This is a genomic window from Tabrizicola sp. (assembly GCF_016793705.1).
Lineage (GTDB): Bacteria > Pseudomonadota > Alphaproteobacteria > Rhodobacterales > Rhodobacteraceae > Tabrizicola.
Window position 1 is genome coordinate 84,775 of the sequence record NZ_JAEULO010000068.1, and the last position, 15,328, is coordinate 100,102.

Below are 15,328 nucleotides of genomic sequence, written 5' to 3' on the forward strand. Positions count from 1 at the left end.
CTCAGAAGCTCTGCCCGGCCAGGCGCGCGGTTTCTTCCGCGATCGGGCCAAGGGCAAGGACAGGGAAGAAGGTCAGCGCGCCAAGGATGACGACGGTCAGGATAAGGAGGATGACGAACAGCGGCCCGTGCGTCGGGAAGGTGCCCGAGGTGACCGGGGCCTGCGGTTTTCGCACCATCGACCCGGCGATGGCCAGGAGCGGCACGATGATCGCATAGCGACCGAGCAGCATGACGATCCCGAGCGCGGTGGTCTGCCAAGGCAGCGCCGCGCCCCAGCCGCCGAAGGCCGAGCCGTTGTTGCCGGTCGCCGACGAATAGGCGTAGAGGATCTCGCTCAGCCCGTGGGGTCCGGAATCCTGCACCGAGGCAAGCGCCGCCGGGACCGTCGCGGCAATCGCGCCGCCGACCAGGATGCCGAGAGGCATCGACAGGAATGCGAGCACCGCCAGCGTCACCTCGCGCCCTTCGATCTTGCGGCCAAGATATTCCGGCGTCCGGCCCACCATCAGCCCCGCGAGGAACACGGCGAGGACGACATAGAGCAGGATCCCGTAAAACCCCGCGCCGACGCCGCCGAAGATCACTTCGCCCACTGCCATGTTGATCAGCATCACGAGGCCAGAGAGCGGCATGAACGAGTCATGCATCGCGTTGACCGACCCGTTCGACGCGGCCGTGGTGGACGCAGCCCAAAGTGAAGATAGCATGGCGCCGAAGCGCTGTTCCTTGCCCTCCATGTTCGCGCCGATGCCGATCGCGGGGTTGCCCGTCACCTCATAGGCATGGATCACCGCCAGCCCGGCCAGGAACATCACCGCCATTGCGGCAAAGATCGCCCGCCCCTGCCGCCGGTCCCCCGCCATGCGTCCGAAGAGGAAGCAGAAGGCCACGGGGATCAGCAGGATCGCCAGCGACTGCGCCAGGTTCGAGGCAATCGTCGGGTTCTCGAACGGATGGGCCGAGTTCACGCCGAAGAAGCCGCCGCCATTGGTGCCGAGCTGCTTGATCGCGATCTGCGCGGCGGCGGGACCGCGGGCGATGATCTGCTCCTGCCCCTCGACGCCGGTGGCTGTCACCGCGCCCTGGAGGGTCTGCGGCACGCCCTGCCAAGCAAGGAACAGAGCCAGGATGATTGAAATCGGCAAGAGCACCCACAGCACCGACCGGGTAAGGTCGACCCAGAAATTGCCGAGCGCAGACCCCTTGGCGGCGACAAAGCCCCGAATCACCGCCACCGCCACCGCCATGCCGGTGCCTGCGCTGACGAAATTCTGCACCGTCAGCCCGGCCATCTGTGACAGGTAGGACAGTTGCGCCTCGCCCGAATAGGCCTGCCAGTTGGTGTTGGTGACGAAGCTGACGGCAGTGTTGAACGCAAGGTCGGGGGCCATGCCGCCGATCCCGTCGGGATTCAGGGCCAACGCCCCCTGAGCGCGCAGAATCGCGTAGAGAAGCAGGAATCCCACCGCGTTGAACGCCAGGACCGCCAACGCATAGGCCGTCCAGCCCATGCTGCGGTCAGGTGCGGCACCACAAAGTTGCAAGAGCGCGCCTTCGACCCGCAGAAGCGGCGCGGGCAATGTGCGCGTGTAGACGCGGGCCATCCAGGCGGCCAGCGCCCAAGCCAGTCCGACAAGCACCGCGAAATAGACCGCGTAGGCAAGCAAGGTCATCGCGTGCCTCCCTCAGAAGCGATCGGGGCGCAGGAGAGCTGCGCCGAGATAGATGAAAAGGCCCGTTGCGATGGCAAGGCCCAGAATGATGTCGAACATCGTGCCCTCACATCCGTTCTGCGGCGTGGACGCCCAGGATGAAGGCCGCGAAACAGACGAGACCTAGCGCGAGGTAGACAACGTCTAGCATGGTGAATCTCCAGGTGATCTGGCCCCGAAGTTCGCCCAAGCATGCGTAAGGGCTCTATGTGGGATGTCGACCTTGCCCGTAAGGAATCCGTAAGGACAGCTGTCCAGCCCGCCATCGGACAGCCCATCGGGCGTTCGCCCCCGGGCGGCTGGCGGTGTTCCAAGCATCAGCGGGACAATCGGCTTCAGTCGTCAGGGCACCATCCCCCGCCTTGGAAGCGCAGGAGCCAAACAGATGTGCCGCAAAGATGGTCACGCTTTCGCAGCCTCCTTCGCCGCCACGTTCATGGTTTCGATCGACGTCTTCAAGGGAGGGATGGAACGCGGATTGTCGGGACACCTAACGGATGCGCCCGAGCAAAGTCACCCGGCATCAACCACCTGCTCGACTGCTCAACAGACCGATCACCACCGCAGAAACCGATGGCCGAGCCAAGCGCCGATACTGCCAGTCAAGGCGATCGCAAGCCCATACCAACTCACGAAGAATAGTGGCGAATCCTCAGTGCAGTGCAGCGCATAGCCCGCCGCCACCCCCGCCCCGGTCGCGACGCCGAGCAGTGCCCCGGTCAGCACGGGCCGCGTCGGCGCTGCCCGGCGCAGCAGGAAGACCCCAAGTGCCAGCGGAAGCGCCGACAGCATCCCGATGGAGCCGAGGCAGGCCAGGGCAGTGCTCCCCGCCGCTTCTGACAATAGCGGACCCTCCGCCGTCGCCATGCGATACGCAGCCATCGCGATGGCCAGCGTCACAGGCACGAACACAGGCCACAGGACGACCCGCCCCTCCGGTCGCGCCGAACCAAGGGTCAACCAGACCGCGATGACCGACAACAAGCCCGGCAGCACCGTCTTCGCCTGCACCGGCAGATGCGCCCAAGCTGTGACCAGATCTGACCGAAGGCCGAACTCCGCTGAATAGAGAACCAGTCCCGCCACCGCCAGCCCCACCATGCCGCCCAGCAGGACCGCAGGCGAAAACCGCGCGGGCACGGGGGCCTGCGCGAGATGGCGGATCAGGTCATCCGTGCTTTGCGGATCGCTCATTTCATCATCCTCTCGGCCAGACCAGACAGCCGCCGCATCGCCCGGTGCAGCGCCACCCGCGCCGCGCCGGCAGTCATCCCGACCGTCTCTCCTGCTTCTTCGGCCGTCTTGCCATCCAGCGCCACCGCCCGGACCAGCATCGCCGACCGTGCGTCGATCATGCCCAGCATCATTTCGGTATCCCGCCCCGACAGCGGAACCACCGAACTCTCCTCGGGCAGCACTTCCGCGAATTCCTCGATGGGCAGCGTCACGGACGTCCCGCGCCGCCGGAAGGCATCCACCACCTTGTAACGGGCCAACGCATAAAGCCACGGTCGTACCGGCGCATCCCGCCGCCATGTCTTCCGCTTCAGGTGAATCGCCAGCAGCACCTCCTGCAGGATGTCCTCGTGCTGATCGGGGGGCAGCGCGTCCCCGCGCCGCCGGATCACCGTGCGCAGGGTCGGCGTCACAGCCTGCAGGAACCGCGCGAAAGCCGCGCCATCTCCGTCATTCGCGCGGGCGAGCAGAACCTCCCAGACCTCGTCCTGCGGCACCCGACCCTCCACCCGCGCTGAGAGCACGGTAACCGAGGCGGGCAGCTCCGCACAGTCACGCCTCGGTGAAAGGGCGAAGGCAGCGGTCATGCCACGGCCAGCGCCGCGTCGAAGAGTGCCTTGATCTCGGCCTTGCCGGTCCCCGCAACGATTCGCGCGATCTCCTCCCGCCCCTTAAGCGCGACAAGCGTCGACCGCCGCGGGATCTTCAGCGCACGTGACAGCTCGCCTTCGCCATGCTCGTCCCAATCCACCACGATGAAGCGTATCTTGCGCTCGTAGTCCGGGTTCTCGGCCATCAGCGCGGCGATCACCCTCTCCTGCGCCTGACAGGTGCTGCACCAGCTGGCCCAGAAATCCAGCAGCACAACCTCGCCCGCATCCATCGCCGCCTCGGCCAGACCGGGGGTATAGAAGGTGCGGTCATCCGCCCGCGACGGGCTGGCAAGCAGCAGGGCGGCAGTGGACAGAAGCAACGCGCGACGGTTCATGGGATACCTCTCTGGTTTCAAATGCTGACGGAAAGATCGACGAGCCATGCGGGCAGGATGCGCAACGCGGCCTCGTCAAGGATGTGGTTCAGGCCAAGGAACAGCGCCGCCCCGACGGCAATGAAGACCCAGCCCATCGCGGGCCGCGCACGGGCCGAAAGCGCGACCGCGCGGCCCATGTTGTGCCTCAGCCAGCCGCGAAGCCCATAGGCGGCGGAGAGGATCAGCGTCGCCACGCCGGCGGCAAATGCCGCCATGGTGGCGGCGGCATGACCAAGGCCCTGCCCCGTGCTGGCCAATGCAATGGCCGCGCCCAGTGTCGGGCCGATGCAGGGGCTCCAAACCGCGCCCAACAGCGCGCCGCCCGCGAACTCTGCCCCGATCCCGCGAGGGCTGGAGGAGATGCGGGCATCCGCCGCGGCCGCAATTCCCGCCGAGGCCATGGAAAACCGCCGCCCCAGCGCGGGCAGGACCATGACCAGCCCGAAGCCGACCATGACCACCGCCGCGATGCGCGTGACATCCTCCGGATAGATCCCGAAAGCCGGACCGATGGCCGCCACAACCGTACCGACCACGACGAAGGACAAGCCCATCCCCACCGCAAGCGCCATGGGCGCACGCGGATCGGTTTGCAGACTGCTCGCCACCACGATGGGCAAGACCGGCAGGACGCAAGGATTGATCAGGGTCAGCAATCCCGCGAGATAGGCGAAGACCAGTTCCATCAGCCCCCCGTCCCCCGGTCGATCCCCACCAGACGGTCGAGCGACCACCGTCCCGGTCCCCGCGCCACCACCGCCAGCAGCGGCGCGGCCCAGAGGCCATGCGTCATCCACGCATCGGGATAGACGAAGACCTGTATCACCGCCGTCATCATCAGCAGACCCAGCGCGGAAAGCCGTGTCAACAGGCCGAGGATCAGCAGGACGGGCAGCAGATGTTCAGCCACCGTCGCCATCACCGCCGCCAGCTCCGGCGGGATCAGCGGCAGGGCGTATTCGTTCTCGAACAGGAACCATGTGGAGTCCTTGATCGCGAACCCCTCCACCTTCGTCTGCCCAGACTGCCAGAAGACCAGCGCCGGAAACACCCGCAGCATCAATGCGACCGGCGCGTCGGGGATGGCGGCAAAGCCAAGGTTCAACTTCTGCAGCACCGTCTCACTCCCTTGCATCGACAATCGCCCCCGCCCGCATCAGCACAATCAGCAGCGGTTGCGGATCATGCCCAGCCTCCGCCGCCTGCCCCGCGGACGCTGCAAGCGACAGGCGCTCCCCCGACAGGATCGCCCTCAGCATCGCGGCATCCCCTTGACCCACCGACCGCACCGGCACCTGAAACCCCGCATCCCGCAGGATCAGCGCGAATTCCGGTCCTGCCACAAGCGGCACATCCTCTCTGCCCGGCTGATTGCGCGCCCAGATGGATACCGCCGGACAAGCCAGCGTCAGCAGCGTGACGGAGGGATGCAGCATCAGCCGCACCCGCTCTGGATCAGCCCCCGCAAGGACAGCCGGATCGACAGGCCGCGCATCCGCTGCATGGAACGCCCGCCCACGGGCGAACTCGATCCGCGCCACATCCCCCAGATAGGGATAGGCGGCCAGCGGCGGGAACCCCTCCAGGAACCCCGCGAACCCCGCGCCCCATTCGGCCAGCACGGGCGATTTCGGACGGTCCGTTTCGGCGTAAAGCCGAGCAAGCGGCGCGAAGAACACCTCGCCCACCAGACGCCGGATCACCGGAAACCGCGCGGCCAGCGCCTCGGCCAGGCTGACCGCCACGTTGTTGCGATAGACGGCAAAGCGCCGCTCCACCTCCTCCGGATGACGTGCCACCATCCCCTTTGGGACGGGCGCACCCCGCAGCGCGGCATCGAAGGCAGCGACGAACTCAGGATGCGCGTGCAAAGCCCACACCTCCCGCCGCCAGGATCTCTCCCGCCCGCGCGGCCTCCGCCACCAGGACGGGCCAATCGGGCAGGTCATTGTCCCATTCGACCAGAGTGGGCAAAGGCCCCACCTGCGCGATCACCTCGGCGAACAGCGCCCAGACCGGATTGGCCACCGCGGTCCCATGGCTGTCGATCAGCAGCGGACCGGACGGCAACTCTTCCGCATCATGCCCGCCCAGATGCACCTCCCCCACCTGATGCAGCGGAAAGGCCGCCAGCCATGCGCGGGGATCGGTGCCATGGTTGGTGCAGGAAACGAAGACGTTGTTCACGTCGAGCAGCAGCCCGCACCCCGTCCGACGCGCCACTTCGGCCAGAAACTCCGTCTCCGGGATCGTCGACTGCGCGAAACGCAGATAGGTTGCCGGGTTCTCCAGCAGCATCCGTCGCCCCAGCGCCGCCTGCACCTGATCCACATGGTTGCAGACCAGACGCAGCGTCTCGTCCGTGTAGGGCAGCGGCAACAGGTCGTTCAGATACTCCGCCCCGTGGCTGGACCATGCCAGATGCTCGGAAAAACTTTCCGGCTCGTAGCTGTCGCACAGCCTGCGCAGTCGCGTCAGATGCGCCGTGTCCAACCCTCGCGCGCCGCCGATGGACAGACCCACCCCATGCACCGACAGCGCATGATCCGCCCGGATCGCCCCGAGTTGTGCATGGGGCAACCCGCCCGCACCCATGTAATTCTCGGCATGCACCTCGAAAAAGCCGATCCCCGCCGCACCATGGCGGATCGCGGTGAAATGCTCGGGCTTGAAGCCCACTCCGGGCAGATTGGGAAGCGTCGCTGTCATGGTGCCTCCGCTGGATGGAAGAAAGGGCGCGCGGACCACCCGCGCGCCCCTCTGCATCAGGCCTTGGGAATGTCGCGCTCCAGCGCCTCGAGCGACCCGTTCCGGGCCATGCCATCCTCGGCCGCCGGCAGTTCCATCGTCATGCAAGTTCCCGCCGGAACCAGCTTCCACGAATTGCCCTGAAAATCGACCTTGGAGGTGCCGGCGCAGGTCGTCCCCGGCCCCGCCGCGCAGTCGTTCTGCCCGGCTAGTGCCACGCCGAAGCACTTCTCCATATCTTCCGCCATCACGGGTGTCACAGCCATCGCGCCGAGCGCGCAGGTCAGCGAGGCACCAAGAACGAAACGGGACGTCATCGCAGTCATGTCAAAACTCCCTGTCAAACCGGAAAGGCCATCTGCCCTTCACCCAGCAGTTCGCAGAGAGGATCGGCACCGTTACAGCGATCGCGGTTTCGTGATCCAGAAGATGTCGGCCGACAATTCTTGATTCAACCAAAGCCGATCGGCCGTCCGCTTGGGGCCGGGTGCGACGACGACGTCGCAAGGGGCGGAGAGCGGACCGCCAACCGCCCTGCATCGGGTACGATCAGAGAACCCGTCCGCTTCCATCGAACCACTTTGCCCGGGTCCAATCGACCATGAGCCCGACCCGGTTGCCGGGGCCGTACGGGGTATGGCCCGGCAATCTGACCGTCAGATCCGAGGGCTGCCCCGGCACACGGATATAGGCATAGGTTTCGGCACCCAGACGTTCAATGAGTTCGATCTCGCCAATCAGATCGGCACCGGATTCGGTCGCAATCGCCAAATGCTCGGGCCGCATACCCAGTTCCGTGACGGTCTCCTTGCCAGAAAGAACCGGAACCGGCCTCATGCCGGGCTTTCGATCTGCACGCCAGTCACGCGCACAGGAAGGAAGTTCATCGACGGCGCCCCGATGAACCCAGCGACGAAGCGGTTCGCCGGATGCTCGTACAGTTCCATCGGAGAGCCGACCTGTTCGATCCGCCCTTCATTGAACACCACGATCCGGTCGGCAAGTGTCATCGCCTCGACCTGGTCGTGTGTCACATAGACCATGGTCGCGCCCAGCCGCTGGTGCAGGCGGGCGATCTCAAGCCGCATCTGCACACGCAGGGCGGCATCAAGGTTGGAAAGGGGCTCGTCGAACAGAAAGACCCTGGGATTGCGGATGATCGCCCGGCCAATGGCGACCCGCTGGCGCTGGCCGCCCGACAATTCTCGGGGGTAGCGCGCCAGAAGGGGGGTCAGTTGCAGCGTCTCGGCCACTTCGGCGACGCGCTTTGAGATCATGGCGCGGTCCTGCTTCCTTAGCTGCAAGCCGAAGCCGATGTTGTCGGCGACCGTCATGTGCGGGAACAGCGCGTAGGACTGGAAGACCATCGCGATGCCCCTGTCGGCGGGGCGGGTGCGCGTCACGTCGTGGCTGTCCAGCCGGATCGTGCCGGAGGTCGCATCCTCGAGCCCCGCGATCATGCGCAGCGTGGTGGACTTGCCGCAGCCCGAGGGGCCGACGAAGACGACGAACTCGCCATCGGCGATGTCGAGGTCGAGGCCCTTGATCACCTCGACGGGACCGAAGGATTTGCGAAGGTCGGAAAGTTGAAGCTGTGCCATGGGTTATCCTTTGACCGCGCCCATGGTCATGCCCTTGATGAAGAAGCGCTGGAAGAACAGGAAGACGAGGAGCGTGGGCAAGCTGGCGACCAGCGACAGGGCGCCCTGCACGCCCCAGGCGACGGAATACTGGCCCTTGAGGTTGACGATGCCGATCATGATCGTCCGCTTGTCATCGGACTGGGTGAAGATGAGCGGCCAGAGGAAATCGTTCCAGATCCAGGTGAACTGCAGCGTGGCCAGCACCGCAAGCGCGGGCAGCGACAAAGGCAGGACCACGCGGGTCAGGACCTGCCATTCGCTCGCGCCCTCCATGATGGCGGCTTCGCGCAGCGCGTTCGGGACGGTGGCGAAGAAGTTGCGCATCATCAGGACGCAGATCGGCAGGCCAAGGGCCGAGTGGACGATGATCACCGGCCAGAGCGTGTCGATCAGGCCAATTCCGTTGAAGAGCCGGAAGAGCGGCACCAGGATCACCTGCGGCGGGAAGAACATGCCCGCCACGATCCCCAGGAACAGCACATTCGACCCGCGGAACGGCAGCTTGGCGAAGACATAGCCGGCAAGCGCCCCCAGCGTGATCGACACGGCCGTCGCGGGCAGAGTCACGAGGAGCGTGTTCAGGAAATACTGGTGGACAGCGGGGTTGCCCAGCACCTCGGCGAAGTTGCCGAGGTAGAGGCTGGCGGGCAGCGACCAGAGCTCTCCCATCGAAATCTCGCGCGTGGTCTTGATCGAGGAGAGGAGCACTCCGACGGTGGGCAACAGGAACAGCACTGCCAGCACGCAGAGGATGGTGAAGATCGTCGCGGGCCAGGGGTTGAAGCGGGTGGCGGGCAAGGTGTCAGCCATAGATCCGGTCCACCTTGCGCAGCTGGCGGAAGTAGAGCCCGATGATCGCCAGCGCGATCAGGAACAGCACCACGGAAATCGCAGATCCATAGCCCATCAGGTATTTCTTGAAGCTTTCGTTGTACATGTGCATGGCCAGCGTGTCCGACGAATTGAACGGCCCGCCGCCGGTCATGATGTACAGGATGTCGAACCCTTTCAGCGAGTTGATGACCGAGAGCGCCACCACGACCACCGTCGATGGCGCCAGCAGCGGCAGGACCACGCGGCGGAAGCGTTGCCAGGGCGAGGCGCCTTCGATCTCGCACACCTCGAGCAGGTCGCCGGGAATGGCTGTCAGGCCGGCGAGGTAGATCACCATGGACAGCCCCGTCTGCTGCCAGGACCAGGCCACGATCACCGACCACAGGGCCGAGTCGGGCTTGGCAAGCCAGGCATACTTGAACGTCTCGCCCGTGACCTGGGCGATGATGGTGTTCAGAAGCCCCCAGTCCGGCTGGTAGATCCAGGTCCAGATCTGCCCGACGATCACGGCGGACAGGCAGATCGGCAGGTAGAAGATGCTCTTGAACACCCGCGCGCCGGTCACTCGGGCATCCAGAAGAAGCGCCAGCATCAGGCCAAGCGCCGTGGGCAGCACGATGGCCGCGACCATCCAGATCGTCGTGTTGATCGCCGCCTGCAGGAAAAGCCGGTCCGTGGCGATCTTGGCGAAGTTGTCGAAGCCGACGAAGCTGTAATCGGGGTCGAACCCGTTCCAGTTCGTGAAGCTGTAGTAGAACGAGCTGAGAAGCGGCCAGACCACGAACAGTCCGAAGACCGCCAGGGGCAGGGACAGAAGCGCGATGCGCCAGAAGCGGTTGTGCTGTTCCATCTGTCCTGCGTCCTGCGGTCAGCCCGGGCCGCCCGGATCGGGGCGGCCCGAAGCATGTGTCATTCCTTGAAGGCGGCTTCGGCGTCTGTCGCCACCTGTGCCAGAATGGCTTCGGCTTGCGAAGGGTCGTCGATGAAACGGGCGAACATCGACAGCCCGACTTCCGCCACCGGGGGCGGCGTTGCAAGGTCGTAGTTGAAGGCGAAGGCCTCGGCCGCAGCCACGGTTGCGGCGGCCTTCTGCATGACCGCATTGTAGCTGGCCGGGTCCACGTTCACGTTTGCCGACAAGGCCCCCTGCGCATTCGCCCAGGCCGCCTGAACGCCTGCGTCCGAGACCATGAAGGACAGGAACTTCTCGGCCCCCGCCACGTTTGCGGCATTCGCGGCGATCACCAGACCATCGACCGGGCCGACGGCCGCGTTCGGCACGCCATCCTTGACCTTCGGGAACTCGAAGAAGTCGTAGTCCTGCCCCGGGACCAGCCCGTTGCCGTTCCAGTAGCCGGTGATCCAGGTTCCCATCAGCGTCATCGCCGCCTCGCCCCGCGCCACCTTGTCGGAGGCGTCGGTCCAGTCGTCGGCATTGGCGTTCTCGACGAAATAACCCTTGTCGAACAGGTCCTTCCACATCGCGAGCGCAGCGGCGACCTCGGCGTCGGAATACTTGGCCTCGCCCGACATGAGCTTCGCGCGATAGTCCGGCCCGGCGGTGCGCAGAAGCAGGTAGTCGAACCAGAACTGCGCCGGCCAGCGGTTTTTGGACCCCAGCGCAATCGGCGCAACACCCTTGCCCTTCAGCGCCTCGCAGAGGGCAAGGAACTCCTCCCAGGTCGCGGGCGGCGCGGTCATCCCGGCGTCAGCCAGCACCTTCACGTTGTAGAACATGCCCGCATAGTGGTAGTTCATCGGCACCAGATAGCGCTTGCCGTTGTAGAGCGTGGCACTGTCGGCCACGGGTTTTGCGATCACCGCATCCAAGCCGTTCGTAGCCCACATCTCGTCGATGGGGTGCAGGGCGTTCGAATCGACGATGAACTGCACCCGCGCGCCGGCCCAGTAGCTGAACACGTCGGGCAGGCTGTTGCCCGCAGCGCGGACCAGGATGTCGGTCTTGAAGTCCTCGTGCCCGACCGGGCTTTCCTTCATGGCGATTCCGGTCGCTTCGGTGAACTTCGCGACCTGTTCGTTGAAGGCCTTCAGGCCCAGCTCGCCGGTGAAATAGTGGCTGATCGTGACTTCGCCCGACTGCGCCCAGGCCAGGCGCGCCATGCCCAGCATCGGAATCGCAAGCGACCCCATCAGCAGCCCGCGCCGACTGATCTCTTTCATCTCTTCCTCCCAAGAAGTTGAAATATGCGGCACTTTATTCCGCCGTCTCGTCGTTGATCGCCAAGAATTGCCGCCATGTCAACAAAAAGTGTTGCATAGCGCGCTGGAATGCGAGAAATAGCGGTAACGGGAACCAAAAGCAGGAGAAAGTTGCGCTATGTCAAACTATCAGTTTAGCATAGCGCAAATTCAGTCCCATCTGATCGGAGCCCGTCCCATGCGCCTGCTGCAATCCCTGTCCCGTGGCCTCGAAGCCCTGAGCTTCATGTCCGCCCAGCCCGGGCCCGTCCGGCTGACCGATGTGGCCGAGGCGTTGGGGGTCGACAAGTCGAACGCGGCGCATCTGCTCAAGACGCTGGTCGCGATGGGCTATGCGGTGCAGGACGACAGCCGCCGCTACCGGCCCAGCGACAGGCTGGCCAGCCGTGCGCGCACCGAGCATACGTTGGAGGAGATCGTCGCCGTCAAGGAAGCCTGGCGCGCCACATTGGAGGCGCTGGTGGCGGAGACCGGCGAATGTGCGCATCTGGCGGCGCTGGTGGGGCAGAGGGTCTGGTATATCGACAAGGTGGACAGCCCCTTGCCCCTGAAGGTGGATCACCCGATCGGCGCGCTGTCGCCGCTCCACTGCACTGCGCTTGGCAAGGCTTTCCTGACCTTCGGGCAGGCGCAGATGCCGGACGCGCAACCCTCCTTCACCCCACGCACCCTGACAACGCGCCGCGCGCTGGCAGAGGAGATCGAGCGCACCCGGGCGCGGGGCTATTCGATCGACGACGAGGAATTCGCTCCGGGCATCCGCTGCGTTGCCCGGCCAATCTATGACGAAGCGGGGGCGATGATCGCAGCCATCGGCGTCTCGGGCCCCTCGGTCCGGGTCACCGATGCCCGGTTGCACGAACTTGGCCGCTTCGTGGCCGCCGCCGGACAGGGCGGATTGCAGAAGGAACCACCCAAATGACCACCTCGCCGCTGCGTGTCGGACTGATCGGCACGGGCCGGATCTCGGATCTCCACGCGATCGAATACCTGCAGAATCCCGATGCGCGGATCGTCGCGCTGTGCGACCGCGATACGGCGCAGGCGAAGTCGAAGGCGGCGGCCTGGGGTATCCGGGATGTGGCGGTGGACGATGACATCGACGCCTTCCTTGCACGGCCCGACCTCGACCTGGTGGAAATCCTGCTGCCCCACCACCTGCACCTGCCGGTGGCGCTGAAGGCGATGGCGGCGGGCAAGATCGTGTCTTTGCAAAAGCCGATGTGTCTGAACCTGGAGGAGGCGGACCAGCTGGTCGCGGCGGCCGAGGCGCACGACCGGCCGGTGAAGATCTTCGAGAATTTCATCTTCTATCCGCCGGTGATGAAGGCGCGCGCGTTGATCGATGAAGGCGCCATCGGCACGCCGCTGTCGATCCGCATCAAGTCGAACCCGGCCCGCAGCGCGACCGCCTGGGAGGTTCCCGCCGCGGCGAACGCCTGGCGGCAGGAGACGGGCCATGCCGGCGGCGGGCCGCTGGTCTTTGACGACGGGCACCACAAATTCGCGCTGGCCTGGCACTTCATGGGCAACCCGTCCGAGGTCCATGCCTTCATCGGGGATTGCGAAGGCCCGGGCGGGATCCGGTTCGACGCCCAGTCGATGGTGTCGTTCCGCTTCCCCGGCAACCGCGTCGGCAACCTGGAGATCGTCTATTCGCCCGGGATGGAGCTGATGACCCAGCACTACGCCCAGGACGACCGGGTGGAGATCACCGGAACCGCCGGGGTGATCTTCATCAACGGCGGCCATGGGCGGCTGGGGGCGACGCCCCCGGTCACGCTATACCGCGACGGGGCGCTGACGACCTATGACGTGCCCTCGGGCTGGGAGCACAGCTTCATCCAGTCGACGCGCCACTACATCAACGCCCTGAAGACCGGCGGCGCCCCGGTTCTGACCGCGGCCGAGGGTCGGCAGGTGCTGCGCTTTGCCCTTGCCGCCGAACAGTCCGCCCGCGAGGGCCGGACGATCCGGCTGGACGTCTGACCGGGGGCGCGATCATGCAGGCAGAGTCGCATCGTTTCGCCGATCTTGCTTCGTCCGAGGCACGCGCGCGCTTCCTGGCCAAGGCGGGCGGCCTGCAGGCCTTGCTGGCAGCCGAGGGGGCCGGGCCGACCGTCACGCTGCCCCTGGTCGAGGCGCTGGTCCTGGGTCTGATGCGGCAGGGCGTGACCAAGTATCTGGCGATCTTCGGTCATGGCTCCACCGCGCTTGCGGACGTATTGCGCGTCTACGAGGCGGCCGGGCTGGTGCGCTGCTGGCAGTTCCGCAATGAGGTGGAAATGGCCCATGCGGCCACGGCGCTGAGCTGGGTCTATGGCGAGGTGCCAGCGGTCGTGACCTCGATCGGGCCGGGGGCGTTGCAGGCGATGGCGGCCTCGCTGGCGGCAAGCTCGAACGGGGTGGGCGTCTATCATCTCTACGGCGACGAGACGACGCACGGCGAAGGCTACAACATGCAGCAGGTGCCGAAACCGGCACAGGGGGTCTTTTCCCAGATCTCCTCCCTGATGGGGGCCTCCTACACGCTGCATAGCCCGGGTGCGCTGCGCGATGGATTGCGGAAGGGTGCGTCTTCCGTGTTCCATCCGTGGCGGCCCGGGCCCTTCTACCTGAACCTGCCGCTGAACACGCAGGAATCGCCGGTCATGCTGCGGCTGGACGCCCTGCCGGAGCGGCCGTCCTTCCCGACCCTGGCCCCCGCCGATGACCTGGCGTTGAACCTGGCAGCGCAGGCCATCGCCGGGGCGGGGCGGGTGGCAATCAAGGCCGGTGGCGGGGCGCGCCAGGCGGCGGCGGCTGTCCGGAGGCTGGCCGAAGCGGCAGGGGCGGCGGTGGTCCTGTCGCCCGGGTCCGTCGGTGTGCTGCCCGACGCCCATCCGCAGAACCTGCATGTCGGGGGTTCGAAGGGCTCGATCAGCGGCAACTGGGCGATGGAAGAGGCCGAGCTTCTGGTGGTCATCGGCAGCCGCGCGGTCTGTCAGGCGGATTGCTCGGGCATCGGCTGGCCCAAGGTGCGGCAGGTGGTGAACCTGAACGCCGATCCGGTGGATGTGCAGCACTACAACGCGACTCTCGCCTTGCCGGGCGACGCCGCTGTGGTCGCCGACCGGCTGGCGGCCTTGCTTGAGGGGCGGGAGCGTAACCCGGCCAAGTCCGGCTGGCTGGCCGAGGCGGCGGCGAAGAAGGCCGAATGGCAGGCGTTCCGGGCCGACCGCGCCTCTGGTCCGGCACTGGCCGATCCGTTGTGGCCGCGTCCAGTGATGACCCAGACCCAGGCCATTGCCGCGGCGGATGCGTGGTGCTGCAAGGCGGGAGCGCTGAAGTTCTTCGATGCGGGCGATGTGCAGGCCAACGGCTTTCAGATCGTGAAGGATGACGCGCCGTTCCAGACCTTCACCGAAAGCGGCGCATCCTACATGGGCTTCGCCGTCTCGGCGCTGCTGTCGCAGGGGCTGGCCGACATGGGACGATATGGCGTGGCATTCACCGGCGACGGGTCCTTCATGATGAACCCGCAGGTGCTGATCGATGCGGTGGCGCATCGGGTGCATGGCACGATCCTGCTCTTCGACAACCGCCGCATGGCCGCGATCTCCAGCCTGCAAGAGGCGCAATACGGTGTGAACTGGCGGACCCATGACGGGGTGGAGGTCGACTACCTCGCCCTTGCCCAGGCGGTGAAGGGTGTGGTGGCCTTCGACGGCGGCACCTCGCCCGAGGAACTGACTGCGGCGCTGACCCGCGCCCGGGCTCACCGGGGTCTCAGTCTGGTACACGTTCCCGTCTACTTCGGCCCCGATCCGGCCGGTGGCATGGGAGCATACGGGCAATGGAACGTCGGCAACTGGTGTGCGGCGGTGCAGGCTCGTTATGCCGAAACCCTGATCTGACGGAGCG

16 protein-coding genes and 1 pseudogene are annotated in these 15,328 nt (G+C 66.0%); 3 read left to right on the plus strand and 14 right to left on the minus strand.

What is annotated here, in order from left to right:
* Position 1 precedes the first annotated feature (1 nt).
* The 14 genes and pseudogenes from kdpA to JNJ68_RS17945 all read right to left on the minus strand — a co-directional run bounded on the left by kdpA (position 2) and on the right by JNJ68_RS17945 (position 11,386).
* Positions 2-1,675, minus strand: a complete 1,674-nt coding sequence (gene kdpA / locus JNJ68_RS17885; protein ID WP_294984629.1) for a potassium-transporting ATPase subunit KdpA — start codon at positions 1,673-1,675, stop codon at positions 2-4.
* 12 nt (positions 1,676-1,687) lie between these two features.
* Complete coding sequence (gene kdpF, locus JNJ68_RS19475) at positions 1,688-1,774, minus strand: K(+)-transporting ATPase subunit F (RefSeq protein ID WP_363166038.1); 87 nt, start codon at positions 1,772-1,774, stop codon at positions 1,688-1,690.
* Positions 1,775-2,269: 495 nt separating this feature from the next.
* Positions 2,270-2,908 carry a DUF1109 domain-containing protein gene (locus JNJ68_RS17890; protein ID WP_294984631.1) on the minus strand — a complete coding sequence of 213 codons (639 nt, stop codon included), beginning with the start codon at positions 2,906-2,908 and terminating at the stop codon, positions 2,270-2,272.
* Positions 2,905-3,537 carry a sigma factor gene (locus JNJ68_RS17895; RefSeq protein ID WP_294984633.1) on the minus strand — a complete coding sequence of 211 codons (633 nt, stop codon included), beginning with the start codon at positions 3,535-3,537 and terminating at the stop codon, positions 2,905-2,907. The genes JNJ68_RS17890 and JNJ68_RS17895 overlap by 4 nt, the downstream gene beginning before the upstream one ends.
* Positions 3,534-3,938 (minus strand): thioredoxin family protein, encoded by a 405-nt coding sequence (locus JNJ68_RS17900; RefSeq protein ID WP_294984636.1) that lies wholly within the window; start codon positions 3,936-3,938, stop codon positions 3,534-3,536. The genes JNJ68_RS17895 and JNJ68_RS17900 overlap by 4 nt, the downstream gene beginning before the upstream one ends.
* A 17-nt stretch (positions 3,939-3,955) precedes the next feature.
* Positions 3,956-4,666, minus strand: coding sequence for a cytochrome c biogenesis protein CcdA (locus JNJ68_RS17905; RefSeq protein ID WP_294984638.1), 711 nt, complete (start codon positions 4,664-4,666; stop codon positions 3,956-3,958).
* The gene (locus tag JNJ68_RS17910) at positions 4,666-5,097 is read right to left on the minus strand and encodes a DoxX family protein (RefSeq protein WP_294984640.1); all 432 of its coding nucleotides are present in this window, start codon (positions 5,095-5,097) and stop codon (positions 4,666-4,668) included. The genes JNJ68_RS17905 and JNJ68_RS17910 overlap by 1 nt, the downstream gene beginning before the upstream one ends.
* A gap of 4 nt (positions 5,098-5,101) precedes the next feature.
* Positions 5,102-5,929 (minus strand): DNA-binding domain-containing protein, encoded by an 828-nt coding sequence (locus JNJ68_RS17915; RefSeq protein ID WP_294984642.1) that lies wholly within the window; start codon positions 5,927-5,929, stop codon positions 5,102-5,104.
* Positions 5,835-6,689: a DUF692 domain-containing protein gene (locus tag JNJ68_RS17920; RefSeq protein WP_294984645.1), complete on the minus strand. Its 855-nt coding sequence runs from the start codon at positions 6,687-6,689 to the stop codon at positions 5,835-5,837. The genes JNJ68_RS17915 and JNJ68_RS17920 overlap by 95 nt, the downstream gene beginning before the upstream one ends.
* A 56-nt stretch (positions 6,690-6,745) precedes the next feature.
* Complete coding sequence (locus tag JNJ68_RS17925) at positions 6,746-6,994, minus strand: DUF2282 domain-containing protein (RefSeq protein ID WP_294985189.1); 249 nt, start codon at positions 6,992-6,994, stop codon at positions 6,746-6,748.
* Between the two features lie 283 nt (positions 6,995-7,277).
* Positions 7,278-8,329: pseudogene (gene ugpC, locus JNJ68_RS17930) on the minus strand (sn-glycerol-3-phosphate ABC transporter ATP-binding protein UgpC).
* Positions 8,330-8,332: 3 nt separating this feature from the next.
* Positions 8,333-9,181 (minus strand): carbohydrate ABC transporter permease, encoded by an 849-nt coding sequence (locus JNJ68_RS17935; RefSeq protein ID WP_294984647.1) that lies wholly within the window; start codon positions 9,179-9,181, stop codon positions 8,333-8,335.
* Complete coding sequence (locus JNJ68_RS17940) at positions 9,174-10,055, minus strand: sugar ABC transporter permease (RefSeq protein WP_294984650.1); 882 nt, start codon at positions 10,053-10,055, stop codon at positions 9,174-9,176. The genes JNJ68_RS17935 and JNJ68_RS17940 overlap by 8 nt, the downstream gene beginning before the upstream one ends.
* 59 nt (positions 10,056-10,114) lie before the next feature.
* On the minus strand, positions 10,115-11,386 hold the full coding sequence (locus JNJ68_RS17945) for an extracellular solute-binding protein (RefSeq protein WP_294984653.1): 1,272 nt from the start codon (positions 11,384-11,386) through the stop codon (positions 10,115-10,117).
* Between the two features lie 217 nt (positions 11,387-11,603).
* Here JNJ68_RS17945 and JNJ68_RS17950 point away from each other — a divergent pair, with 217 nt between their 5' ends.
* The 3 genes from JNJ68_RS17950 to JNJ68_RS17960 are packed head-to-tail and all read left to right on the plus strand — an operon-like array spanning position 11,604 to position 15,321.
* Complete coding sequence (locus JNJ68_RS17950) at positions 11,604-12,347, plus strand: IclR family transcriptional regulator (RefSeq protein ID WP_294984656.1); 744 nt, start codon at positions 11,604-11,606, stop codon at positions 12,345-12,347.
* The gene (locus JNJ68_RS17955) at positions 12,344-13,414 is read left to right on the plus strand and encodes a Gfo/Idh/MocA family oxidoreductase (RefSeq protein ID WP_294984658.1); all 1,071 of its coding nucleotides are present in this window, start codon (positions 12,344-12,346) and stop codon (positions 13,412-13,414) included. The genes JNJ68_RS17950 and JNJ68_RS17955 overlap by 4 nt, the downstream gene beginning before the upstream one ends.
* 14 nt (positions 13,415-13,428) lie before the next feature.
* Positions 13,429-15,321 carry a thiamine pyrophosphate-dependent enzyme gene (locus tag JNJ68_RS17960; protein WP_294984661.1) on the plus strand — a complete coding sequence of 631 codons (1,893 nt, stop codon included), beginning with the start codon at positions 13,429-13,431 and terminating at the stop codon, positions 15,319-15,321.
* Positions 15,322-15,328: the final 7 nt, after the last annotated feature.

Coding starts and splice junctions, on each gene's coding strand:
- JNJ68_RS17955 (WP_294984658.1), top strand. CDS start 12,344: ATGACCACCTCGCCGCTGCGTGTCGGACTGATCGGCACGGGCCGGATC.
- JNJ68_RS17915 (WP_294984642.1), bottom strand. CDS start 5,929: ATGACCTGCCCGATTGGCCCGTCCTGGTGGCGGAGGCCGCGCGGGCGG.
- JNJ68_RS17950 (WP_294984656.1), top strand. CDS start 11,604: ATGCGCCTGCTGCAATCCCTGTCCCGTGGCCTCGAAGCCCTGAGCTTC.
- JNJ68_RS17895 (WP_294984633.1), bottom strand. CDS start 3,537: ATGACCGCTGCCTTCGCCCTTTCACCGAGGCGTGACTGTGCGGAGCTG.
- JNJ68_RS17890 (WP_294984631.1), bottom strand. CDS start 2,908: ATGAGCGATCCGCAAAGCACGGATGACCTGATCCGCCATCTCGCGCAG.
- JNJ68_RS17920 (WP_294984645.1), bottom strand. CDS start 6,689: ATGACAGCGACGCTTCCCAATCTGCCCGGAGTGGGCTTCAAGCCCGAG.
- JNJ68_RS17960 (WP_294984661.1), top strand. CDS start 13,429: ATGCAGGCAGAGTCGCATCGTTTCGCCGATCTTGCTTCGTCCGAGGCA.
- JNJ68_RS17935 (WP_294984647.1), bottom strand. CDS start 9,181: ATGGCTGACACCTTGCCCGCCACCCGCTTCAACCCCTGGCCCGCGACG.
- JNJ68_RS17945 (WP_294984653.1), bottom strand. CDS start 11,386: ATGAAAGAGATCAGTCGGCGCGGGCTGCTGATGGGGTCGCTTGCGATT.
- JNJ68_RS17925 (WP_294985189.1), bottom strand. CDS start 6,994: ATGGCTGTGACACCCGTGATGGCGGAAGATATGGAGAAGTGCTTCGGC.
- JNJ68_RS17905 (WP_294984638.1), bottom strand. CDS start 4,666: ATGGAACTGGTCTTCGCCTATCTCGCGGGATTGCTGACCCTGATCAAT.
- kdpA (WP_294984629.1), bottom strand. CDS start 1,675: ATGACCTTGCTTGCCTACGCGGTCTATTTCGCGGTGCTTGTCGGACTG.
- JNJ68_RS17940 (WP_294984650.1), bottom strand. CDS start 10,055: ATGGAACAGCACAACCGCTTCTGGCGCATCGCGCTTCTGTCCCTGCCC.
- kdpF (WP_363166038.1), bottom strand. CDS start 1,774: ATGTTCGACATCATTCTGGGCCTTGCCATCGCAACGGGCCTTTTCATC.
- JNJ68_RS17900 (WP_294984636.1), bottom strand. CDS start 3,938: ATGAACCGTCGCGCGTTGCTTCTGTCCACTGCCGCCCTGCTGCTTGCC.